The organism is Microbacterium sp. NPDC089190 (assembly GCF_040701795.1).
In the GTDB taxonomy this organism is placed as follows: domain Bacteria; phylum Actinomycetota; class Actinomycetes; order Actinomycetales; family Microbacteriaceae; genus Microbacterium; species Microbacterium galbum.
On record NZ_JBFBHF010000003.1, the window covers coordinates 569,409 to 592,882 of the forward strand.

At 70.9% G+C, this 23,474-nt stretch carries 22 protein-coding genes; 21 read left to right on the forward strand and 1 reads right to left on the reverse strand.

Translation table 11 applies throughout. From position 1 onward, the window contains the following. Nucleotides 1-3 precede the first annotated feature (3 nt). From aroC to AB0230_RS12765, 13 genes are all read left to right on the forward strand, one after another. Complete coding sequence (gene aroC, locus AB0230_RS12705) at nucleotides 4-1,230, forward strand: chorismate synthase (protein WP_315995750.1); 1,227 nt, start codon at nucleotides 4-6, stop codon at nucleotides 1,228-1,230. A gap of 73 nt (nucleotides 1,231-1,303) precedes the next feature. Further along, nucleotides 1,304-1,792: a shikimate kinase gene (locus AB0230_RS12710; RefSeq protein WP_315995904.1), complete on the forward strand. Its 489-nt coding sequence runs from the start codon at nucleotides 1,304-1,306 to the stop codon at nucleotides 1,790-1,792. Further along, entirely contained in the window at nucleotides 1,789-2,865 is a 1,077-nt protein-coding gene (aroB, locus tag AB0230_RS12715; RefSeq protein WP_315995751.1) for a 3-dehydroquinate synthase, read from the forward strand. The genes AB0230_RS12710 and aroB overlap by 4 nt, the downstream gene beginning before the upstream one ends. Next, a complete protein-coding gene (locus AB0230_RS12720) occupies nucleotides 2,862-3,398 on the forward strand; it encodes a GNAT family N-acetyltransferase (protein WP_366376074.1) in 537 nt (178 codons plus the stop codon). The genes aroB and AB0230_RS12720 overlap by 4 nt, the downstream gene beginning before the upstream one ends. 72 nt (nucleotides 3,399-3,470) lie before the next feature. Next, nucleotides 3,471-3,929 carry a type II 3-dehydroquinate dehydratase gene (gene aroQ, locus AB0230_RS12725; protein WP_366376076.1) on the forward strand — a complete coding sequence of 153 codons (459 nt, stop codon included), beginning with the start codon at nucleotides 3,471-3,473 and terminating at the stop codon, nucleotides 3,927-3,929. 72 nt (nucleotides 3,930-4,001) lie between these two features. Further along, nucleotides 4,002-4,562 (forward strand): elongation factor P, encoded by a 561-nt coding sequence (gene efp, locus AB0230_RS12730; RefSeq protein ID WP_076675522.1) that lies wholly within the window; start codon nucleotides 4,002-4,004, stop codon nucleotides 4,560-4,562. 18 nt (nucleotides 4,563-4,580) lie between these two features. Continuing rightward, entirely contained in the window at nucleotides 4,581-4,991 is a 411-nt protein-coding gene (gene nusB / locus AB0230_RS12735; protein ID WP_298872920.1) for a transcription antitermination factor NusB, read from the forward strand. A 391-nt stretch (nucleotides 4,992-5,382) separates the two neighbouring features. After that, the gene (locus AB0230_RS12740; protein ID WP_366376079.1) at nucleotides 5,383-8,334 is read left to right on the forward strand and encodes a DEAD/DEAH box helicase; all 2,952 of its coding nucleotides are present in this window, start codon (nucleotides 5,383-5,385) and stop codon (nucleotides 8,332-8,334) included. A gap of 64 nt (nucleotides 8,335-8,398) precedes the next feature. Beyond that, a complete protein-coding gene (locus tag AB0230_RS12745; RefSeq protein ID WP_366376081.1) occupies nucleotides 8,399-8,914 on the forward strand; it encodes a hypothetical protein in 516 nt (171 codons plus the stop codon). Between the two features lie 159 nt (nucleotides 8,915-9,073). Next, complete coding sequence (locus AB0230_RS12750; RefSeq protein WP_363579020.1) at nucleotides 9,074-9,205, forward strand: hypothetical protein; 132 nt, start codon at nucleotides 9,074-9,076, stop codon at nucleotides 9,203-9,205. 80 nt (nucleotides 9,206-9,285) lie between these two features. Next, nucleotides 9,286-9,816 carry a putative immunity protein gene (locus AB0230_RS12755; RefSeq protein ID WP_315995758.1) on the forward strand — a complete coding sequence of 177 codons (531 nt, stop codon included), beginning with the start codon at nucleotides 9,286-9,288 and terminating at the stop codon, nucleotides 9,814-9,816. Nucleotides 9,817-9,941: 125 nt separating this feature from the next. Beyond that, nucleotides 9,942-11,525: an MBL fold metallo-hydrolase gene (locus AB0230_RS12760; RefSeq protein WP_366376084.1), complete on the forward strand. Its 1,584-nt coding sequence runs from the start codon at nucleotides 9,942-9,944 to the stop codon at nucleotides 11,523-11,525. Between the two features lie 3 nt (nucleotides 11,526-11,528). Further along, nucleotides 11,529-11,924: a VOC family protein gene (locus tag AB0230_RS12765; protein ID WP_366376086.1), complete on the forward strand. Its 396-nt coding sequence runs from the start codon at nucleotides 11,529-11,531 to the stop codon at nucleotides 11,922-11,924. A gap of 192 nt (nucleotides 11,925-12,116) precedes the next feature. Here AB0230_RS12765 and AB0230_RS12770 read toward each other — a convergent pair whose 3' ends face one another. After that, nucleotides 12,117-13,697 (reverse strand): HNH endonuclease, encoded by a 1,581-nt coding sequence (locus tag AB0230_RS12770; RefSeq protein ID WP_366376088.1) that lies wholly within the window; start codon nucleotides 13,695-13,697, stop codon nucleotides 12,117-12,119. 154 nt (nucleotides 13,698-13,851) lie between these two features. Here AB0230_RS12770 and pyrR point away from each other — a divergent pair, with 154 nt between their 5' ends. From pyrR to gmk, 8 genes are read left to right on the forward strand one after another with little or no spacing between them, the layout of a single operon-like run. Continuing rightward, nucleotides 13,852-14,382: a bifunctional pyr operon transcriptional regulator/uracil phosphoribosyltransferase PyrR gene (gene pyrR, locus AB0230_RS12775; protein WP_366376090.1), complete on the forward strand. Its 531-nt coding sequence runs from the start codon at nucleotides 13,852-13,854 to the stop codon at nucleotides 14,380-14,382. Then, the gene (locus tag AB0230_RS12780) at nucleotides 14,379-15,347 is read left to right on the forward strand and encodes an aspartate carbamoyltransferase catalytic subunit (protein ID WP_315995761.1); all 969 of its coding nucleotides are present in this window, start codon (nucleotides 14,379-14,381) and stop codon (nucleotides 15,345-15,347) included. The genes pyrR and AB0230_RS12780 overlap by 4 nt, the downstream gene beginning before the upstream one ends. Beyond that, a complete protein-coding gene (locus tag AB0230_RS12785; protein WP_315995762.1) occupies nucleotides 15,344-16,666 on the forward strand; it encodes a dihydroorotase in 1,323 nt (440 codons plus the stop codon). The genes AB0230_RS12780 and AB0230_RS12785 overlap by 4 nt, the downstream gene beginning before the upstream one ends. After that, entirely contained in the window at nucleotides 16,663-17,163 is a 501-nt protein-coding gene (locus AB0230_RS12790; protein WP_366376093.1) for a hypothetical protein, read from the forward strand. Before AB0230_RS12785 ends, AB0230_RS12790 begins: the two co-directional genes overlap by 4 nt. Further along, nucleotides 17,160-18,332, forward strand: a complete 1,173-nt coding sequence (gene carA, locus AB0230_RS12795) for a glutamine-hydrolyzing carbamoyl-phosphate synthase small subunit (protein WP_366376095.1) — start codon at nucleotides 17,160-17,162, stop codon at nucleotides 18,330-18,332. Before AB0230_RS12790 ends, carA begins: the two co-directional genes overlap by 4 nt. Next, nucleotides 18,325-21,612, forward strand: a complete 3,288-nt coding sequence (carB, locus tag AB0230_RS12800; RefSeq protein ID WP_366376097.1) for a carbamoyl-phosphate synthase large subunit — start codon at nucleotides 18,325-18,327, stop codon at nucleotides 21,610-21,612. The genes carA and carB overlap by 8 nt, the downstream gene beginning before the upstream one ends. Next, complete coding sequence (gene pyrF / locus AB0230_RS12805; RefSeq protein WP_366376099.1) at nucleotides 21,609-22,469, forward strand: orotidine-5'-phosphate decarboxylase; 861 nt, start codon at nucleotides 21,609-21,611, stop codon at nucleotides 22,467-22,469. The genes carB and pyrF overlap by 4 nt, the downstream gene beginning before the upstream one ends. Then, nucleotides 22,462-23,367 (forward strand): guanylate kinase, encoded by a 906-nt coding sequence (gmk, locus tag AB0230_RS12810; protein ID WP_315995767.1) that lies wholly within the window; start codon nucleotides 22,462-22,464, stop codon nucleotides 23,365-23,367. The genes pyrF and gmk overlap by 8 nt, the downstream gene beginning before the upstream one ends. The last annotated feature ends 107 nt before the right edge of the window (nucleotides 23,368-23,474 follow it).

Consider the following 23,474-nt stretch of genomic DNA (forward strand, 5'->3'; position numbering starts at 1 on the left):
CGAATGCTTCGCGTCTTCACCGCCGGCGAGTCCCACGGCCCCGAACTGATCGCCCTCATGGAGGGGATGCCGGCCGGTGTCCCGGTCTCCTCGGCCCAGATCCGCGCCGAACTGGCGCGCCGTCGACTCGGGTACGGTCGCGGCTCGCGCATGAAGTTCGAAGAAGACGAGCTGACGCTGTCGACGGGCATCGTGCACGGCTTCACGATCGGCAGCCCGATCGCCCTGCGCATCGGCAACACCGAGTGGCCGAAGTGGACCGAGGTCATGAGCCCCGAGCCCGTCGAGCTGTCCGACCGCTCCCGCGGACGCGGAGCCGCGCTCACGCGCCCCCGCCCCGGCCACGCCGACCTCGTCGGCATGCAGAAGTACGGCTTCGACGAGGCCCGCCCCATCCTCGAGCGCGCTTCCGCCCGCGAGACCGCAGCACGCGTCGCCCTGGGCGCCGTGGCCCGTTCGTTCCTCAGCGAGCTCGGCATCCGCCTGGTCAGCCACACGCTCTCGATCGGTCCCGTGCGCGTGCCGGACGACGCCGCACTGCCCACGCCCGACGACGTCGACCGGCTCGACGCCGATCCGTTGCGGTGCTTCCACGCCGACACCAGTGCGGCGATGGTCGCCGAGGTCGACGACGCGAAGAAGGCGGGCGACACGCTCGGCGGCATCGTCGAGGTGCTCGCGTACGGCCTGCCCCCGGGGCTCGGCTCGCACGTGCAGTGGGACCGCCGTCTGGACGCCCGCCTCGCCCAGGCGCTCATGAGCATCCAGGCCATCAAGGGCGTCGAGGTCGGCGACGGCTTCCTCACCACGACGCGCCGCGGTTCTCAGGCGCACGACGAGCTGTTCGCCACCGAAGACGGCATCACCCGATCGTCCGACCGTGCCGGCGGCACCGAGGGCGGCATGTCGACCGGCACCGTGCTGCGCGTACGCGCCGGTATGAAGCCGATCGCGACGATCCCCAAGGCCCTGCGTACGGTCGACGTCGCCACCGGCGACACCGCCGCCGCGCACCACCAGCGCTCAGACGTCTGCGCGGTGCCCGCGTCGGGCGTCGTCGCGGAAGCCATGGTCGCGGTGACCCTCGCGGATGCCGTGCTCGAGAAGTTCGGGGGCGACAACGTCGCCGAGACCCGCCGCAACCTCGAGTCGTACCTCGCGAACCTGCCCGAGACCCTGCGCACGACCGACGCGTCGGACGCCGCGCTTCTCGCGCATGACCTCGCCTGAGCAGGCGCCCGCCGGAGCCGACGACCGTACGCCGGTGACCGGGACCGGTTCGGCCGTCGTGCTCATCGGTCCGATGGGCGCCGGGAAAACCAGCGTGGGGCGCCGCGTCGCTCGCGCCCTGGGCACCCCCTTCACCGACACCGACAAGCTCGTCGTGCGCGAGCACGGGCCGATCCGAGACCTGTTCCTCGTCCACGGCGAAGCACACTTCCGCGCGCTCGAACGCGACGCGGTCGTCGAGGCGCTGGGCCGCGGGGGCGTCGTCGCGCTCGGCGGGGGAGCGGTGCTCGACCCCGCGACGCGGGAACGCCTGACCGCGCATCGCGTCGTCCTGCTCACCGTGGCGCCGCACGTGGTGGCATCCCGTATCCACGGCGACGATCGGCCCCTCCTCGGGGGCGAAGACCCCGTCGAACGCTGGCGGCGCATCTACGACGAGCGGCGCCCCGTCTACGAGGCCACGGCCGACATCACCATCGACACGTCGTCGGGGCCCCTGTCCCGCGTCGTCGACGACATCGTGGCCTGGGCGCAGAGCGTCCCGGCCCAGGAGACATCATGAGCGACACCACCACGATCAGCGTCGCCGGCGACCCCGGCTACGACATCACGATCGGCCGGGGCCTGCTGGCCGCGCTGGGCGAGAAGCTGCCCGCCGCCGCCCGGAAAGTGCTCGTGGTGCACCCACCGACCCTTGCCGCGCAGGCCGAGGCTCTGCGCGCGCAGCTGGTGGGCGATCGCCAGGTACTGCTGGCCGAGATCCCCGATGCCGAGCAGGGCAAGCGCGTCGAGGTCGCCGCGTTCTGCTGGCAGGTCATGGGCCAAGCCGACTTCACGCGCACCGACGTCGTGGTCGGTTTCGGCGGGGGAGCCGTGACCGACCTCGCGGGCTTCGTCGCAGCGACCTGGTTGCGCGGGGTCGCCCTCGTGCAGGTCCCGACCACCGTTCTGGGCATGGTCGACGCCGCCGTGGGCGGGAAGACCGGCATCAACACCGCCGAAGGCAAGAACCTGGTCGGTGCGTTCTGGCCGCCGGTGGCCGTGGTCTGCGACCTCGACCTGCTCGACACCCTCTCGAAGAACGAGGCGACCGCCGGCTTCGCCGAAGTGGTCAAGGCGGGCTTCATCTGGCATCCCGAGATCCTCGATCTCATCGAGGCCGACCCGACGGGCATCGTCGATCCGAAGGGCGACGCGTTCCGCCGCTGCGTCGAGCTCGCGATCGACATGAAGGCGCGCGTCGTCGGGGAAGACCTGCGCGAGGCGGGCCTTCGCGAGGTGTTGAACTACGGGCACACCCTCGGCCACGCCATCGAGCATGCCGAGCGCTACCGCTGGCGTCACGGGGCGGCGATCTCGGTGGGCATGGTGTTCGCCGCCGAGCTGTCGCGCCTCGCCGGGCGCCTGTCGGACGACGTCGCGCAGCGGCACCGCACCGTGCTCGAGTCGCTGGGGCTGCCGACGACCTACCGCGCCGGGGCGTTCCAGACGCTGAAGGCGACGATGCAGCGCGACAAGAAGAGCCGCGGGAGCATGCTGCGCTTCATCGTGCTCGACGACCTGGCGCGGCCCACCGTGCTGCAGGCGCCCGACGAGTCGCTGCTGTTCGCGGCCTACCAGGAGGTCGGTGCGTGACCACCTCCGTGCGCCGCGTGCGCGCGGGGGAGGGCGGACGCGTCCGTGAGCTGCGGCTGCGCGCGGTCGGCGACCCGGCGGCATCCATCGCGTTCCTCACGACCTACGACCAGGAGCTCGAGCGGGACCAGGCGTTCTGGGACGAGCGAGCGGCGGGCGGCGCCGACGGCGACTCCGCCGCGATGTTCGTGGCCGAGAGCGCCGACACGTGGATCGGCACGTGCACGGTGCTCGTCCGGCGCGCGGGCGACGTCGACCACACCGGGCGACGACTCAGCACGGGACGCGCCGACGTCGTGGGGGTCTACGTCGATCCCGCAAATCGCGGATCCGGCGCGATCGACGCCCTGCTCGACGCCGCGGCGCGCTGGAGCGCCGATCAGGGATTCGAGACGCTCTCGCTCGACGTGCACGTCGACAACGCCCGGGCCCAGGCCGTCTACCGCCGCGCCGGCTTCGTGCCGACGGGCGAGACCTTCACGAGCCCCATCGGCGACGAGCTCGCGATGAGCCGGTCGCTTCGCACACTGTGACACGGCCCGGGTCGGCCGGCCGACGCTCCCGTCGGACGAGCGCAACGGGAGGCCGCTGATAGCGTGCGGGACATGACCACGCCCCGCCGACTGCTCCTCGTCAACGGCCCCAACCTGAACCTCCTCGGCACCCGTCAGCCCGAGATCTACGGCCGCGACACCCTCGCCGACGTCGAACGCGTGACGGCCGAGGCCGCCGGCCGGCACGGCCTCGAGGTCCGCGCGATCCAGAGCAACCACGAGGGCGTCCTCATCGACGCGATCCACGCCGCCCGGCTCGACTGCGCGGGCATCGTCATCAATGCCGGGGGGTACACACACACCTCCGTCGCGCTGCGCGACGCCCTGGCATCCGTCGATCTCCCCGTCGCCGAGGTGCACATCTCGAACATCAAGGAGCGCGAGGCGTTCCGGCACTTCTCGTACATCGAGGACGTCGCCGCGGTGCACGTGATCGGCGAGGGCGTACCCGGATACGCGCTAGCCGTCGACCTGCTCGCGGAGGTCATCTCGGGCCGCGCCGACGGCTGAGCCCGCTCATCACGTAGACTCTGACGTCGGGCTCTCGCCCACTTCGACTCACGAAACGGAATATCGGCACTCATGGCATCCACCGCAGACATCAAGAACGGCGTCGTCCTGAACATCGACGGTCAGCTCTGGAGCGTCGTGGAGTTCCAGCACGTCAAGCCCGGCAAGGGCGGCGCCTTCGTGCGCACCAAGCTCAAGAACGTCATGAGCGGCAAGGTCGTCGACCGCACGTTCAACGCCGGCGCCAAGGTCGACCTCGAGAACGTCGACCGTCGCGACTTCACCTACCTCTACAACGACGGCGAAGGCTTCGTCTTCATGGACGTCGCCGACTACGACCAGATCACCGTGGGAGCGGCGACCGTCGGCGACGCGGCGAACTTCCTGCTCGAGAACCAGCAGGTGCAGATCGCGCTGAACAACGGCAACCCGCTCTACATCGAGCTGCCGCCGTCGGTCATCCTCGAGGTGACGTACACCGAGCCCGGTCTGCAGGGCGACCGCTCGTCCGCCGGCACCAAGCCCGCCACCGTCGAGACCGGTTACGAGATGCAGGTTCCGCTGTTCCTCGAGACCGGCACCAAGATCAAGGTCGACACTCGCACGGGCGAGTACCTCGGCCGCATCAGCTGACGTCTCGATCCCGACAGAATGAGTGCTCGTACCAAGGCGCGCAAGCGCGCCCTCGACATCCTGTTCCAGGCCGACGTGCGCGGCGAGGAGCTGCCCGTGATGCTGGCCACCGAGGCCAAGCGCGCGGCCTCCGAGCCCGACCGTCAGGCCTCGTGGCTGTACGCCCGCGACATCGTCGACGGCGTGATCGACAACCGCGATGCGATCGACGAGCAGATCACCACGTTCGCCAAGGACTGGTCGCTGCAGCGCATGCCGGCCGTCGACCGGGCGCTGCTGCGGATCGGCACGTGGGAGATCCTCTACAACGACGAGGTGCCCACCGCCGTCGCTATCGACGAGGCCGTCGAGCTGGCGAAGGAGTTCTCGACCGACGACTCCGGTTCGTTCGTGCACGGCGTGCTGGCGCGGATCGCCCGTTCGTCCTGAGCGCGGCTGACGCGATGCGACGCGGTCCCGGCTGCCCGCCGGTGACCGCGTCGTGGCGTTTCCGGGTGGAGTGCCGGGGCGTGCTGTGGGACCGGATGTCACGGCGTCTGCGCGCAGAGGATCGCGGCGCGCGGTGCGGCGGGGTCGCTGCGGCGTCCGGCGCCATGCAGGGCGGCGGGGTCGCTGCGGCATCCGGCGCCATGCAGGGCGGCGGGGCGTCCGGCGGCGCGCGGTGCGGAGAAGCCGCCGCGGCATCGATGAACGCTGTCGCCACCGAAAAACGCGATGTCGCCGCGTTCCTCGAGCTCGAGGGCGTTTCTCGGCGCGAACGGAACGGTCTCGCGCGGCCGGTCCGCCGCCCCCTGTCGGAGGTTCGCGGCAGGATGCTCCCGTGACCTCCTGGCGCGAGCTGCTTCCCGGGAGCGAGACGGCCGCGTTCGAGCCGCTCGCCCTCGGCATCGAGCTGCGCCAGCGCGAGGCGTACGACCCGTCCCGGTGGGAGGCCCGTGCCGTCGTGCCGGTGACGCCGCGCCTGCTCGCCCAGCGCCAGGACGACCTGCAGCTCGTCGCCCGTCCGCTCGTCCGAGGCGCACGCGAGGCGTGGATCAAGGCGGATGCCACCTGGGACACCGTTCGCCGATCCTCCGGCCGTTTCGACCCCATGCAGGTGCGCTGGTTCGCCGAGCTGCACGCCCTCGCGCAGGCTCTGCGGACGACGGGACCGTTCGCCCCGTCCGGCGACACGGTCGCCCTCGACACCGTCGACTCGCCGTTGCTCTGGCCGCACCTTCTCGCGGCCGAGGGGCTCGGCATCCGGATCGTCCCGATGCATCCGCAGCAGAGCGTGCGCCTCGCGCGCACGGCGACCGCCCGGGTCGCGCTCGACGCGGTCGGCGGGGGAGCACTGCGGGTGTCGGCCGACCTCGAGATCGACACGCGTCCCGTCGACGCGACCCACGCGCGCGCCATCGGCACCGCGGGGCTCTTCGCCTTCGAGATCGATCGCGACCCGGTGCCGATCGTGCTCGCGGCCGTCGACCTTCCGGTGCCGCTGCCCGCCCTGCTCGGCGGAGCCGCCGTCGAGGTGCCCGCGACCGAGGCGACGGAGTTCGTGGCGGAGGTGTACCCGCGACTGGCGCGACGCGCCCCGCTGTCCGTCGGCGCGGGCGTCCCCCCGCCGCCGCCGGCGCGACCGACGCTGACGGTCGACGTCTCCTATCTCGACGACGACGCCGTCGAGTACCGGCTCGACTGGGTCTACCCGGGCGGGTTCCGGGCCGCGTACGACGATCGGGGCGACCACGCCGAGCGCGATCCGCGCGCCGAGGCGCAGATCGGCGAACGGTTCGAGACGGCGTGGATGGCGGCATCCGATCTGCCCGCCCTCGCGAGGGCGACCCTGCGGGATGCGGATGCCGCGGTCTTCGGCGCGCGGGTTCTTCCCGCCGTCGACGTGCTCGACGAGGTGCGGGTGCGCACGCGCGGCACGCAACCCACGTTCCGCGAGCTGCGCGGCGATCCGTCCCTGCGCATCACGGCCGTCGAGTCGCTCGACCGGGACTGGCTCGATCTCGGCATCGTCGTGACGATCGAGGGCCGCCTGATCCCGTTCGGCGTGCTCTTCAGCGCCCTTTCGCGGGGCCGGACGCGCATCAAGCTGTCGGACGGTGCCTGGTTCTCGCTCGCGCACCCGGCTTTGCAGCGTCTGCGCGAGCTGCTCGAGGAGGCCGCGACGCTCGACGAGTGGGAGACGGGATCGCGCCTGCCCCGCACGCACCTCGCACTGTGGGCGGAGTTCGAGGACCTCGCCGATCAGTCCGAGGCGGCGGTCGAGTGGCGAGAGCTCGCGCGGGCGCTGCGCGACGTGAGCGAGGTGCCCGAGGTCCCGACCCCGACCGGGTTCCGCGCCGAACTGCGTCCCTACCAGCGCGAGGGCCTGTCGTGGCTCGCGCTGCTGCACGCGCACCGACTCGGCGGCATCCTCGCCGACGACATGGGCCTCGGAAAGACCCTGCAGCTGCTCGCGCTCATCGCGCACAGCCGCGCGCGCGGCGACGCACGACCGTGGCTCGTCGTCGCCCCGACCTCGGTGCTGCCGACCTGGCGCGATGAGGCCGCACGATTCGCCCCGGGCCTGCGGGTCGCCGTCATCGAGGCGACCGCGGTGCGCCGCGCCGACTCGATCCTCGAGATCGCGGGCGAGGCTGACATCGTCGTCGCGTCCTACGGCGTCGTGCGGACGGATGCCGAGGAGTTCGCCGCACCGCACTGGTCGGGCGTGGTGCTCGACGAGGCCCAGTTCGTGAAGAACCCGGCCACGCGCATCCACCGCGCGATCGCGGCGCTCCGCACCGACGCCGTGTTCGCGGCCACCGGAACACCCATCGAGAACGGTCTCGACGACCTGTGGGCGCTGCTCGCGCTGACGGCGCCCGGGCTGTTCCCCTCGATCCGGCAGTTCCGGGAGGACTACACCCGCGCGATCGAGCAGCTGCCGTCGGACGCCCCCACCGATCTGTCGGCCGCGGCCGCGGGCGCGCACCGAGAGAAGACCCTCGAACGTCTGCGCCGTCGGGTCCGCCCTTTCCTCCTGCGGCGCACGAAAGACGTGGTGGCCTCCGATCTGCCCCCGAAACAGGAGCAGGAGATCGCGGTGCCGCTCGACCCCGCACATCGGGCGGTCTACGACCGGGTGCTGCAGAGGGAGCGGCAGAAGGTCCTCGGGCTGCTCAACGATCTCGACCGACAGCGGTTCATCGTGTTCCGGTCGCTCACGCTGCTGCGCATGCTGGCGCTGGCACCGGGGCTCGTGGACGATCGCGACGCGCACCTGGGCTCCGCCAAGCTCGACGTGCTGCTGGAGCGCCTCGTGGAGGTCGCGGCCGAGGGGCACCGTGCACTGGTGTTCAGCCAGTTCACCTCTTTCCTCGACATGGCGGCGGAGAGACTGGATGCCGCCGGCCTCGCATACGCCCATCTCGACGGCGGCACCGCTCGGCGCGGAGACGTGGTCGCGGGCTTCCGCGCGGGGGAGGCGCCCGTCTTCCTCATCAGCCTCAAGGCCGGGGGATTCGGACTGACGCTGACCGAGGCGGACTACGTCTTCGTCCTCGACCCCTGGTGGAATCCCGCGGCCGAGGCCCAGGCGATCGACCGTGCGCACCGCATCGGGCAGAACAAGAGCGTCTTCGTCTACCGGCTCATCGCCTCGGGCACGATCGAAGAGAAGGTCCTCGCGCTCCAGCGCCGCAAGGCGGCCCTCTTCGACACGGTCATCGATGACGGCGAGGCGTTCGCCGCGTCGTTGGACGCGGCTGACGTCCGGGGGTTGTTGGGACCGTGACGCGAGCCGGATAGTGTCGGAGCCCCGTCGCTACTCGACGGGGAGGGAACAGGCGGACGACGTCATGACGCACATCGAGGCGATTGAGCCCGGCTACCATCCGCCCGCCTTTCCTCTGTACGAAGCGGTGTTCAGAGGCGGAGGAGCGCCGCCACGGCGGTGGCTGAGCGGCTGGAACGGCCTCGTGACCGCGCCCGCCACAGATGTGACACTCGCGGCGAAGACCGAGCGCGACTCCGCGCTGGTGGCCTCGTCCCGGTGGAACGAGGTAGCGGAAGCCCGTGCCACGGGAGCGTTGCTGCTCTCGGCCTTTCGCGTCTTCGCACCGGCGACCCCCGTCGACGAGGTGCTGAGGCTCGCCGAGGACGACACACGGTGGAACGCCGCGACCGTGGTCGTTGACGGTCGACCGTTCCCAGCCGTGGCCACCGCCGTTGAGGGCGTGACGCTCACCTGCTGCGTCGATCGCGCTGCAGACGTGCACGTCGCTGTCGCCTCGATCGGTGAATTCTCCTTGCGCCGACTGATCGCGGGCCGGAACGAGGTCTATCCGGCCGATCCGTTTGTCGCTCACGCGTAGGCCGATCTGCCCCCGGTCGACGACATCGTCGACTGACGAACGCGGGATGGCGTTAGGACCCGTCGCGACTCACCCCAGCTCGCCGGTGACGAACTCGGGCTGGTCAACGATCTCGATCGTCAGCGATTCATCGTGTTTGGGTCGTTGACGCTGCTGCGCATGCTGATCGAAGAGAGAGTGCTCGCGCTCCAGCGCCTCAAGGCGGCCCTCTTCGACACGGTCATCGATGACGGCGAGGCGTTCGCCGCGTCGTTGGACGCGGCTGACATCCGGGGGTTGTTGGGACCGTGACTCCGGGGCGTGCGAAGGGGTCGTCGGGCGCGGGGTACCATCGCGCGGCACCGATCCGCGGTGTGTGAGAGGGTACTCGCGTGCTCTCCCCGCAATCGCTCAGCGAGAACGACCGACGAAGGGTGGCGGCGTGGGCGGCCGACTGCGCCGAGCGGGTTCTCCCCCTGTTCGAGGCGGAGGCCCCGCTCGATGACCGGGCGCGCGACGGCATCCGGCGAGCGCGAGCCTTCTCGCGAGGCGAGCTGGACGCCGCGGGGGAGATCCGCCGGCGTTTCGTGGCCGGACGCGCCTCCCAGTCGGCGACCACCGCGGTGGGAAAGGCCGCCGCGTGGGCGGCGGGGCAGGCGGCGGGCGTTGCGCACATGGGTGCCCATGCCCTCGGCGCCGCGGCCTTCGCGGCGAAGGCCGCCGAGCTCGCCGATCCCGGTCGCGGCGGGGCCGCCGAACTCGCGTGGCAGGTCGCCCGTCTCGACGTCGACACGCGAAACGCATTGTCGCTGCTTCCCCGGCTCGGGGAGGATCCCTCCGGGCCACTGGGATCGGGACTTCTCGCCTCGGGCGTCCTCGGCGAGAACATCCGCTTCCTCCAGACGGCGCTCACAGCCCGCTGACCCGCGAGCGATCCGCGAGGGAGGGCCGTGGCATCCGTTTGTCTCTCGAACCGCCGCGGCACCCCGCGGCCTCGCAGCAACCCCCGCGTAGACTCGTCGAGTTCCGTCCACGACACAGGAGCGACATGAGAATCACCGGCCTCGGCCACGCGGGAATGTTCATCGAGACGCGCGGCGGCAGCATCATCTGCGACCCCGTCCTCGGTCCGAGCTTCTTCGGCTCGTGGTTCCCGTTCCCCGACAACCGTGCCCTCGACTGGGAGCGCTTCGGCAAGGCGGACTTCCTCTACATCTCGCACCGTCACCGCGATCACTTCGATCCGGCTCTGCTCGAGCGCTACGTGCCGAAGGACATCAAGGTGCTCCTGCCCGAGTACCCGACCGACGACCTCGAGCAGGACCTCCTCGGCCTCGGCTACACGAACCTCGTCCGCACCGAAGCGGGCGTGCCTTTGCAGTTCGGCGACCTGAAGCTCATGGTGACGCCGCTGCGCGCCCCCTCCGACGGTCCGATCGGCGACTCGTCGCTCTCGCTCGACGACGGCACCGCCTCGGTCCTCAATCAGAACGACTCCCACCCGCTGGATCTCGAGAAGCTGTTCGACTTCGGCAAGCCCGACGCGTACTTCACCCAGGTCTCGGGCGCGATCTGGTGGCCGATGGTCTACGACCTTCCCCAGGATGCCAAGCAGAACTTCGCCCAGCTCAAGCGCGACGCGCAGAACAAGCGCGCGATGTACTACATCGACAAGGTCGACGCCGAGCACGTGTTCCCGATGGCGGGCCCGCCCATGTTCCTGCGTGAAGAGCTGTTCCGTTATAACGGCACGGGCCTCGAGAACGACTCGATCTTCACCGACCAGCGCGAGTTCCTCGCGCACATGAAGGAGCAGCGCCCCGACCAGAAGGGCTATCTGTTCCTTCCCGGCACCGAGGTCGAGGTGCAGGGCTCCGACGTCACGGTGACGCAGACGCTGTACACGGATGCCGAGATCGAGCGCGTCTTCGGCGACAAGTGGGACTACCTCGCCGAGCAGCGCGACAGCCGCCAGGCCGAGGTGCAGGCCGAAGAGGCGACCCGCGCGGACATCATCCCGCCCGCCGAGATGCTCGCCGCCCTCAAGGAGTGGTGGGAGCCGCTGCTGCGTCGCGCCCGCACGATCCGCAACGGCGTGGGCGGCATGGTGCGCTTCCGCATCGGTGAGCTCGACATGGTCGTGGACTTCCCCAAGGCGAAGCTGCGCGAGTACGCGGGGGAGGAGTGCATCTACTGGTACACCATCCCCGCCGACCTCGTCTCGACGAACATCCGCGACCACGAGATCGACTGGTCGAACTCGATCTTCCTGTCGATGCAGTTCGAGGTCGGTCGCTCGGGCAAGTTCAACGAGTTCCTCACGACGTTCCTCAAGTGCCTCTCTCGCGACCGCATCGAGTACGTCGAGAACTGGTACGCCGAGCAGTCGGACCAGACCGAGGATGCCGAGATCGGCGACTGGACCGTGCAGCGTCGCTGCCCGCACCTGCGCGCCGACCTGACGAAGACCGGCAAGATCGAGGACGGCGTGCTGACGTGCTCGCTGCACGACTGGAAGTGGGACCTCGAGACGGGTCGCTGCCTGACGACGACGGGGCATCCCATCCGCTCGTCGCGCGTGCGCACGACTCCGAGCGGAGAGCGCGCCGCCGCCGAGGTCGCCGCGGGCTGACCCGTGCCCGGCTTTCACCACGTCGAGGTGTGGGTCAGCGACCTGACCACGGCGCAGTCCGAATGGGGCTGGCTGCTCTCCGCGGTCGGTTTCGAGCGAACCGCGCACTGGGCCGACGGCGAGACGTGGAGTGCGGGTGATGGCCCGTACCTGACGCTGACGACCTCACCGAACCTGTCGGGGCTCGATCACGACCGGCGCGCTCCCGGGGTGAACCATCTCGCCTTCCTCGGCGGCTCTCGCGGGCAGGTGGATGCCGTGATGGCCGCGGCGAGCGCCCACGGGTGGCGCCCGCTGTATCAGGAGCGTTGCCCGTTCGCCGGCGGCCCGTCGCACTATGCCGGGTGGCTCGAGAACTCCGCGGGATTCAAGGCGGAGGTCGTCGCGGACGAGGAGTGACCCGACCGCGGGCGTTCGACCGCACAGCGGTGAGCAGGCGGTGGATCCGCGGGACTCGGGGAGCAATGCTCCGTGACCCGACCCCGCGCGTTCGAACGCACAGCGGTGAGCAGCCGGCGGATACCTCGACGCTCAGGGTGCACCCTGCACGGCACGATTCCCTTCAGGCGATCTGCATCCGCCCGCGCTCGCTCACGCCGCGCCGAAGCGGCGCGGAGATCTCGACCGCAACAGCGTCGGCGGTCGCACCTCGCCCGTGCGCGGATCGGGTGGCGCGTGCAACCAGTACGAATCCCTGCCGGTCACGGGATCCCGCTGACGCACGATCTTCTCGCCGCGATTGTGCAGACCGAGGTGGTGGTTCCGACAGAGCGGAACGCCGTCGTCGACGTCGGTTCTGCCACGATCCGACGCCCAGTGATCGATGTGGTGCATCTCGCACTGCGAGATGGGAGCTCGGCATCCGATGCCGACGCAGCCGCCGTCGCGCACGGCGATCGCAATCCGCTGGGCGCGGGTGAACAGACGCTGATGCCTCCCGACGTCGAGCGGCCGCCCCGCCTCGCTCAACGAGACAGGCACCGCGCCCGCATCGCAGAGATAGCTCGCGACGACCCCGCCGGGGAGGGCCTCCCCACCGTCTTCGAAGTGTCCGACGCCGCGCACGACAGTCTTGACACCCGACCGCACTTCGGTCCCGACGCCCGGTCGCTCGACGCCATCCGCCGCGCTCGAAACCAGCGCCGATGCCTCCAGCACGATCCGCACCCCAGGCTGCCGGTCGCCGAACGCCTGCGCCGGATCCGCTGCGGCTCCGGTCCGTAGGACCGCGATCAACGTGTCGTAGGCGATCTGCTCGCCCGACCGATCATCGGGGGCGTCAGCGACCACGGCATCCGGATCCACGAACCGCGGTCCACGCCGCGGACGCAGAGCGGCCTGATTGATCGCGTCGACCCATGCCGCCGCGTCGTCGTCGAACACGAACCGTCCGTGCCGTTGCCCGTGCTCATCGACCCACGAACGGTACGACCGGGCGGCGAATCGCTCCTCGAACCGCACCCTCACACCGACGGGGTCGAGCCGGTCGCGCGCGATCCGGGCGGACGCCCGCAACTCTTCGACCGGCCGATGCGGCGCCTCGTCGATCAACCGCTCGACGGCCGTCGCCCAGGCGCGGGGGAGGAGGTCCGGGTCGAGCTCGGGATACCTCTCGACAGGTGGCTCACCCAGCCCCACGCGGATGGCCCGGAACTGCGCGTGGCTCAGCGATCCGTCACGCAGCGCGCCGGCTGCGCGCTCGAGCCATTCCGCCCCCGCTCCGCTCGCTGCCGACCCCGCGCTCGCCGCCGGCCCCGCGCTCGCCCCCGGCGCCGTGGCCGGGCACGCTGCCGGGCCTGCGCTCGACGCCGGACCGCCAGCCCCGCTCCCACGCTCGAGAGGTGCCTCACCGAACAGATCACCCCCGGTCTTCACCGACCGGGTCACATCCCCCCGGGGCAGGCCCGTCAGCGACTGCAGCAGTTCGGTCGCATTGCGATGCCCCGCCCTCTGCGCGAGGCCCGCGCCTCCCCGATCGCGCGTCGACCTCGCGTCGATGACCCGCGCAGCGCACGCCGCCAGCACGTCGAGGGCGTTCCGCGCCGCGGTGACCTCGGCCATCACTTCCACGACCTCGCGATCGCCGAGGAGTTCGATCTCGTTCCCCGCAACCAGCTCGACGACACGCTCGCTCGCCACCCGAAGGCGGTCGATCGGTGCGCTCACATCCATAGAACAAATGTACGAATCTCCGCACTCACCACGAGCGCCAGAGGCCGAGATCAGCCGCCGCCGCTCAGATTTCACCCCGCCGCACCCGCTAAGCTGGTCAACGAACCACAGCAACCTTTAACCCCGTCCCGTGAGGCGGAGAAGGGAGCGGCGGATGAATACGCGCACCGTCATGCACGATGCCGATATCGCCCGCGCTTTGACGCGCATCTCGCACGAGATCCTGGAGTCCAACAAAGGACCGGAAGGACTCGTCCTCCTCGGCATCCCGACCCGCGGCGTCACGCTCGCGAACCGGATCGGCCCCCTCGTCAGCGAGTTCGGGGGAGCGGCCGTCCCGGTCGGATCCCTCGACGTGACGATGTATCGCGACGATCTGCACCGCAACCCCACGCGGGCCCCGCGCAGGACCGAGATCCCCGCCGGCGGCATCGACGGCAAGACCGTCGTGCTCATCGACGACGTGCTGTTCTCGGGGCGGAGCATCCGCGCCGCCCTCGACGCCCTGCAGGACATCGGACGCCCCGCCGCGGTGCGCCTGGCGACGCTGATCGACCGCGGCCACCGCGAGCTGCCGATCCGCCCCGACTTCGTGGGCAAGAACCTCCCCAGCGCCCGCGACGAGCGGGTCAACGTGCGTCTCGCCGAGATCGACGGCGTCGAGGAGGTGACGATCGAGTCATGAGGCACCTCCTCGACACCCAGCACCTCTCCCGCGCCGACGCGCTCGAGATCCTCGACGTCGCCGAGGACATGGCCGACACCCAGCGCCGCGAGATCAAGAAGCTCCCGACGCTGCGCGGCAAGACGGTCGTCAACCTCTTCTTCGAGGACTCCACGCGCACCCGCATCTCGTTCGAGGCCGCGGCCAAGCGTCTTTCCGCCGACGTCATCAACTTCTCGGCGAAGGGCTCCAGCGTCAGCAAGGGCGAATCGCTGCAGGACACCGCGCAGACGCTGCAGGCGATGGGGGCGGATGCCGTCGTCATCCGCCACGGAGCCTCCGGCGCACCCCGCACGCTCGCCACCAGCGGCTGGATCAGCGCGGGCGTGGTCAACGCGGGCGACGGCACGCACGAGCATCCCACTCAGGCACTGCTGGACGCGTTCACCATCCGCAAGCGCCTGCACGGCGACGACAGCCGCGGCCGCGACCTCGACGGCATCCGGGTCACGATCGTCGGCGACGTGCTGCACTCGCGCGTCGCCCGCTCGAACGTATGGCTGCTGCACACCCTCGGCGCGCACGTCACGCTGGTCGCCCCGCCGACGCTCGTGCCCCAGGACGTCAGCGGCTGGCCCGTCGAGGTGGACTACGACCTCGATCACGCGATCGCGGCCGGACCCGACGCGCTCATGATGCTCCGCATCCAGCTCGAGCGCATGTCGGCTGCGTATTTCCCGACTGAACGGGAGTATTCCCGCCGGTACGGTCTCGACGCGCGGCGTCTGCAGGCCCTCCCGGGCGGTAGCATCGTTCTACACCCCGGTCCGATGAACCGGGGCCTGGAGATCTCCGCCGAAGCCGCCGATTCCCCGCGCTCGACGGTGCTCGAGCAGGTCACGAACGGTGTCTCCGTGCGGATGGCCGTGCTGTACCTGCTGCTGGCGGGCGAGCGGCCCGACAGCGAGAGAGAGGACCTCCGATGAGCCACGCCACCCCCCAGACCCTTCTGGTGCGCGGCGCACGCGTCGAGGGTCAGGATGCCACCGACCTCCTCGTGAAGGACGGCGTCATCGCCGAGACCGGCTCCGGCCTCTCGCACGCGGGCGCCACGGTCGTCGACGCCGACGGGCTCATCGCCCTCCCGGGTCTCGTCGACCTGCACGTGCACCTGCGCGAGCCCGGCTACGAGGCGTCCGAGACGATCCTCACGGGCTCGCGCGCCGCGGCGGCGGGCGGGTTCACCACCGTCTTCGCGATGCCGAACACCTCGCCGGTCGCCGACACCGCCGGCGTGGTCGAGCAGGAGCTCGCCCTCGGCGAGGCCGCCGGCTACGTCCACGTGCAGCCGATCGGCGCCGTGACGGTGGGGCAGAAGGGCGAGCGCCTCGCCGAGCTCGGCGCGATGGCCGACTCCCGCGCGCGTGTCCGCGTCTTCAGCGACGACGGGTTCTGCGTCTTCGACCCGCTGATCATGCGCCGAGCCCTCGAGTACGTGAAGGCCTTCGACGGCGTCGTCGCGCAGCACGCGCAGGACCCGCGCCTCACCGAAGGCGCGCAGATGAACGAGGGCGCCGTCTCGGCCGAGCTGGGCCTGACCGGCTGGCCCGCGGTCGCCGAGGAGTCGATCATCGCGCGCGACGTGCTGCTGGCCGAGCACGTGGGCTCCCGCCTGCACGTGTGCCACCTGAGCACGGCGGGCTCGGTCGACATCATCCGCTGGGCCAAGAAGCGCGGCGTGAACGTGACCGCCGAGGTCACCCCGCACCACCTCCTGCTGACCGATGAGCTCGTGCGCGACTACGACGCGCGGTTCAAGGTCAACCCGCCGCTGCGCCGCGAGGAAGACGTCATGGCCGTGCGCGAGGGCCTCGCCGACGGCACGATCGACATCGTGGCGACCGATCACGCTCCGCACCCGACCGAGGCGAAGGCCTGCGAGTGGGCCGCCGCGGCGAACGGCATGGTGGGCCTCGAGAGCGCCCTGCGCGTGGTGCAGCAGGCGATGGTCGACACCGGATTGCTCAGCTGGGCCGACGTGGCGCGGGTGATGTCGAAGACCCCTGCGCGGATCGGCCGCCTCGAGGGGCACGGCACCTCCGTCGCGGAGGGCCGGCCGGCCTCGTTCACCCTGTACGACCCGCGCCCCTCGCGCACGTTCGTGCTCGACGACCTGCGTGGCCGGAGCAAGAACTCCCCGTACCTCGGCCGAGAGCTCCCGGGAGAGGTGCGCTGGACCGTGCGCTCCGGCATCCCCACCGTCGTCGACGGTTCCGTTCTCGACACCCCGGGAGTGCTCGCGTGAGCAAAGAGGGTGCCCTGCTCGTCATGATCGGCGTCGCCGTCGCGCTCCTCGCGGTTCTCGCGTGGGCGTGGTGGCGACGAACGCGGCGCGATGCGCGCTACTCCGCCCCGGTGGGGGAGCTGCCCGCGGACGCCGTCGAGACGGCGGTGTTCCCGGGGCTCTACGTCGCCACGACCCGTCATGACGAGCCGCTCGAGCGTCTCGCTGTCAAGGGCCTCGGCTTCCGCTCCCGCGTCGACGTCACGGTCACCTCGGCCGGCGTCGCCCTCGACCTCCCGGGCCAGCCCCGCATCGCGCTCACCCGTGACCGCCTGGTGGACGCCGCCCAGGCCACCGTCGCCATCGACCGCGTGGTCGAGGCAGGCGGCCTCACACGCGTCACCTGGCGCATCGACGACGACACGATCGTCGACACCTACCTCCGTCCTCAGGACGCCTCGGCCAAAGCACTGGCCGACGCCATCCGCCCCCTCACCTCGACAGGAAGCGACGCATGACCTCCCTGATCCCTTCCGCGCTCTCCGCGCGGGAACCGGCCGTCCTCGTGCTCGAAGACGGCACCCGCTACACCGGCCGCGCTTACGGCGCACGCGGCGAGACCCTCGGCGAGGTCGTCTTCGCCACCGGCATGACCGGGTACCAGGAGACGATCACCGACCCCTCGTACGCGGGCCAGATCGTGCTGCAGACCGCCCCCCACATCGGCAACACCGGCGTGAACGACGAAGACCCCGAGTCGCGGCGCATCTGGGTCGCCGGCTACGTCGTGCGCGACCCCTCGCGCATGGTGTCGAACTGGCGCGCGAACCGCTCGCTCGAAGACGCGCTCGTCGAAGACGGCATCGTGGGCATCTCGGGCATCGACACCCGCGCCGTCACCCGCCGCATCCGCTCCTCGGGCAGCATGCGCGGCGGCGTCTTCTCCGGCGAGGCCGCGAGCCTGGATGCCGAGGAGCAGCTGCGTCGCGTGCGCGAGGCTCCGGGCATGGCGGGCCGCAACCTCTCGGCCGAGGTCTCGGTCACCGAGGTCGAGGTGACCCCCGCGACGGCGGAGCGCATCGGCAACCTGGCGGTGCTCGATCTGGGCGTGAAGAAGTCGACCATCGACAACCTCGCCGCGCGCGGCTTCGACGTGCACGTGTTCCCCCAGTCCGCCACGATCGACGAGATCCGCGCGATCGAGCCGGTCGCGGCGTTCTACTCGAACGGCCCCGGCGACCCCGCGGCATCCGACCAGCACGTGGAGCTCCTGCGCGAGGTGCTCAGCGACGGCCTGCCCTTCTTCGGCATCTGCTTCGGCAATCAGCTGCTGGGCCGCGCCCTCGGTTTCGGCACCTACAAGCTGCCGTTCGGACACCGCGGCATCAATCAGCCCGTGCTCGACAAGACCACCGGCCGCGTCGAGATCACGTCGCAGAACCACGGCTTCGCCGTCGACGCGCCGCTCGACGCCGTCATCGACAGCCCGAACGGCTTCGGCCGGGTCGAAGTGAGCCACATCGGCCTCAACGACAACGTCGTCGAGGGTCTGCGCGCCCTCGACATCCCCGCGTTCAGCGTGCAGTACCACCCCGAGGCCGCCTCGGGTCCGCACGACGCCAACTACCTGTTCGACCGCTTCCGCGACATGGTGATCGCGACTCAGGAGACCAAGACCAATGCCTAAGCGCGACGACATCACCTCCGTCCTCGTCATCGGCTCCGGCCCGATCGTCATCGGTCAGGCCTGCGAGTTCGACTACTCCGGCACCCAGGCGTGCCGCGTGCTGCGCGAAGAAGGCGTGCGCGTCATCCTCGTCAACTCCAACCCGGCGACGATCATGACCGACCCCGACTTCGCCGACGCGACGTACATCGAGCCCATCACCCCCGAGGTGATCGAGTCGATCATCGCCAAGGAGAAGCCGGATGCCGTGCTCCCCACCCTCGGCGGACAGACGGCCCTGAACGCGGCGATCCAGCTGCACAAGCGCGGCATCCTCGAGAAGTACGACGTCGAGCTCATCGGCGCCGACTTCGACGCGATCAACCGCGGTGAGGACCGCCAGATCTTCAAGGAGCTCGTGCTCGAGGCGGGCGCCGACGTCGCGGCATCCGTCATCTGCCACTCGATGGACGAGCTGCTGGCCGGAGCCGAGAAGCTCGGCTACCCGCTGGTCGTGCGTCCGTCCTTCACCATGGGCGGCCTCGGCTCCGGCTTCGCGTACGACGAGGCCGACCTCCGCCGTATCGGCGGTGCGGGCCTGCACGACTCGCCCACCAACGAGGTGCTGCTCGAGGAGTCGATCCTCGGGTGGAAGGAGTACGAGCTCGAGCTCATGCGCGACACCGCCGACAACACGGTGGTCGTCTGCTCGATCGAGAACGTCGACCCGGTCGGCGTGCACACGGGCGACTCGATCACGGTGGCTCCCGCGCTGACGCTGACCGACCGCGAGTATCAGAAGCTGCGCGACATCGGCATCGACATCATCCGCGCGGTGGGCGTCGACACCGGTGGCTGCAACATCCAGTTCGCCGTCGACCCCCAGACCGGCCGCATCATCGTCATCGAGATGAACCCGCGTGTGTCGCGGTCGAGCGCGCTCGCGTCGAAGGCGACGGGCTTCCCGATCGCCAAGATCGCCGCGAAGCTCGCGATCGGCTACCGCCTCGATGAGATCCCCAACGACATCACGAAGGTCACCCCGGCGAGCTTCGAGCCCACGCTCGACTACGTCGTGGTCAAGGTGCCGCGGTTCAACTTCGAGAAGTTCCCCGCCGCCGACACCACGCTGACGACCACCATGAAGTCGGTCGGCGAGGCGATGGCGATCGGTCGTAACTACACCACGGCCCTGCAGAAGGCGCTGCGCTCGCTCGAGAAGCGCGGCTCCAGCTTCCACTGGGGCGAGGAGTCGCGGACGGCCTCGGAGCTGCTCGAGATCGCGAAGACCCCGACCGACGGCCGCATCGTCGTGCTGCAGCAGGCGCTGCGCAAGGGCGCGACGGCCGAGCAGGCGTTCGACGCGACGGCGATCGACCCGTGGTTCATCGACCAGATGGTGCTGATCAACGAGGTCGCGGAGTTCATCGCGCAGGCCGACGAGCTGGATGCCGACACCCTCCGCGTCGCGAAGGAGCACGGCTTCAGCGACGCCCAGATCGCCGAGATCCGCGGTCTCGACGAGGCGGCGGTGCGCGAGAGCCGCTACGCGCTCGACGTGCGCCCGGTCTACAAGACGGTCGACACGTGCGCGGGGGAGTTCCCGGCGCTCACGCCGTACCACTACTCCTCGTACGACGCAGAGACGGAGGTCACCCCCTCCGACCGCACGAAGGTCGTCATCATCGGCTCCGGGCCGAACCGCATCGGCCAGGGCGTCGAGTTCGACTACTCGTGCGTGCATGCCTCGTTCGCGCTGTCGGACGCCGGGTACGAGACCGTCATGGTCAACTGCAACCCCGAGACCGTGTCGACCGACTACGACACGTCCGACCGCCTGTACTTCGAGCCGCTGACGCTCGAGGACGTGCTCGAGGTGCTGCACGCCGAGAGCCAGTCGGGCACGATCCTCGGCGTCGTCTGCCAGCTCGGCGGACAGACGCCTCTGGGCCTGGCGAAGGGCATCGAGGCCGCGGGGTACACGATCCTCGGGACCAGCCCCGAGGCGATCGACCTCGCCGAGGAGCGCGAGCTGTTCTCGCGCCTGCTCGACGACGCCGGCCTCGTCGCACCCCGCAACGGCACCGCGATCGACGTCGAGGGCGCCGTGCAGGTGGCCGAGGAGATCGGCTACCCCGTGCTCGTGCGCCCGAGCTTCGTGCTCGGCGGACGCGGCATGGAGATCGTCTACTCGACGGAGGCGCTGCGCGACTACTTCGTGCGCGTGGCCGATCAGGCAATCATCGGACCCGGCCTGCCGCTCCTGGTCGACCGCTTCCTCGACGACGCGATCGAGCTCGACGTCGACGCGCTGTACGACGGCACCGACCTGTACATCGGCGGCGTCATGGAGCACCTCGAGGAGGCCGGCATCCACTCCGGCGATTCCTCCTGCACGCTGCCGCCCGTCTCGCTCGGCCGCACCGAGGTCGACCGCGTCCGCGAGGCGACGCTCGCGATCGCGAAGGGCGTCGGCGTCCGCGGCCTGCTCAACGTGCAGTTCGCGATCTCGGCGGGAGTCCTCTACGTCATCGAGGCGAACCCGCGCGCCAGCCGCACCGTGCCGTTCGTGTCGAAGGCGCTCGGCATCCCGCTCGCGAAGGCCGCCAGCCGCATCATGGCCGGCAACACCATCGCCGAGCTCATCGCCGAGGGACTGCTGCCCGAACAGGACGGCTCGCGCGTCCCGCTGGACGCACCGGTCGCCGTCAAGGAGGCCGTGCTGCCGTTCAAGCGGTTCCGCACCGCCGACGGGCACACCGTCGACTCGGTCCTCGGACCCGAGATGCGTTCGACGGGCGAGGTCATGGGCATCGACCGCGACTTCCCGACCGCGTTCGCGAAGTCGCAGGAGGCCGCGTACGGCGGCATGCCGACCTCGGGCACCGTGTTCATCTCGGTCGCCGACGCCGACAAGCGCGCCGTCATCCTGCCCGCCCACCGCCTCCAGGAGCTCGGCTTCCAGCTCATGGCGACCGAGGGCACGGCCGAGATCCTCGCGCGCAACGGCATCCGGGTGAAGGTCGTCGAGAAGTACTCCGAGACGCAGGGCTCCGGCCAGCAGAACGTGGTCGACCTGATCAACGCCGGCGAGATCGACATGATCGTCAACACGCCCTCCGGCGGCACCGCGCGCGCCGACGGCTACGAGATCCGTGCCGCCGCCGTGGCCGCCGACAAGGCGCTGTTCACCACGATGGCCGTCCTCGGCGCCGCGGTGAGCGCTCTCGGCGCCATGAAGGACGGCTTCGCGGTGCGCAGCCTCCAGGAGCACGCCACCGACCGCGCGGGACGCCTGTGAGCGACACGTTCGGTCAGCGCCTCCACGCCGCCCTCGACCTGCACGGCGCGCTGTGCGTCGGCATCGACCCCCACGCCGCCCTCCTGTCGGCGTGGGGGCTGGATGCCACGGCCGAGGGCGCGCGGGAGTTCGGCCTGCGCACGGTCGAGGCCGCGCGGGGGAGGGTCGGCGTGGTCAAGCCGCAGGTGGCGTTCTACGAGCGCTACGGCTCCCGCGGCTTCGCCGCCCTCGAGGACGTGATGGCCGCCGCCCGCGACGCGGGGCTCATCGTGATCGCCGACGCCAAGCGCGGTGACATCGGCACGACGATGGAGGGCTACGCCCACGCGTGGCTCGAGCCCGGTTCTCCCCTCGAAGCGGATGCCGTGACGCTGACGCCCTACATGGGTGCCGACTCGCTGCGCGACACGCTGTCCCTCGCGGTACGCCACGGCAAGGGCGCGTTCGTCCTCACCGCGACGAGCAACCCCGAGGCCCGCGCGCTGCAGAGCGCGATCGTCGACGACGCCCTCGCCATCGGCGACCACGAGCACGTGGCGGCGCGGGTCGCCCGCGACGTCAACGAGGCCAATGTCGGCGCCCCCGGCGCCCTCGGTCCCGTCGGAGTCGTGGTGGGGGCCACCGTCGACCGTGCGGCCTTCGGTCTCGGCGACGTGGCCCTCGCGGGCATGCCGATCCTCGCGCCCGGCTTCGGCACTCAGGGAGCCGCGCCCGCCGACCTCGGCCGACTCTTCGGATACGTGGCCTCGGCCGTCGTCGCCAACGAGAGCCGAAGCATCCTCGCGGTCGGGCCCGAACGCCTCGCCGCCCGCATCGACGAGCGCGCCGCGCTCTACCGGGAGTCCCTGCATGGCTGAAACCCGTCGTCCGCCCGAGGTCGACCGCGCCGCCGCCTCGCGCCGAGCCGTCGAAGCGCGGCGCGAACGCGCCGCGCTGAAGCGCGACGTCTCCACCCGCGTGATCTCGCCGCAGGAACTGCTGCGCCGGGGCCTGGCCGACCCGCTGTCGCCGGCCGGGGCGATGCGCGTCACCGAGTTCCTCACCGCGATCCCGGCGATCGGCGAGAGCAAGCGCGACCGCATCCTGGCCTCCCTCGGGATCTCGCCCGTGAAGCGGCTCGGCGGTCTCGGCACCCGCCAGCGCGACGCGCTCCGCGACTTCCTCGACACGCGGTGGCCCGAGCCGGGGCCGCGCGACGGACGCAGCCGCCTCATCGTGCTCGCCGGGCCCACGGCCGTCGGCAAGGGCACGGTCGCCGCGCACATCAAGGAGAACTACCCGGAGATCCACCTGTCGGTGTCGGCGACCACGCGCACCGCGCGCCCGGGTGAGGTCGAGGGCGAGCACTACTACTTCGTCGACGACGCGGAATTCGACCGCCTGGTCGCGTCGGGGGAGCTGCTGGAGTGGGCCGTCGTGCACAACAAGAACCGCTACGGGACCCCGCGCGCTCCCATCGAGCGGGTCCTCGCCGAGGGGGGCACCGCCCTGCTCGAGATCGATCTGCAGGGCGCGCGTCAGGTGCGCGCGGCCGACCCGTCGGCGACCCTGGTGTTCCTCCTGCCGCCCAGCTGGGACGAGCTCGTGCAGCGCCTGGTCGGGAGGGGGACGGAGGATGCCGAGGAGCGCGCCCGGCGCCTGCGCACGGCCCGCGTCGAGCTCGCCGCGCAGAACGAGTTCGACTACCGGGTGGTGAACGACGAGGTGGCGCACGCCGCCGCCCAGGTCGTCGCCCTCGCCGCCGCTCAGCACTGACCGGGGCCTGAACCGGGTTCGCGGCGGATTCCCGTCATCCGGGCGTGGAAGATCCGCCCCGGACGGCGTGACCCGTCCCGAACCCGCGAGCCCGACCCACCCGACCG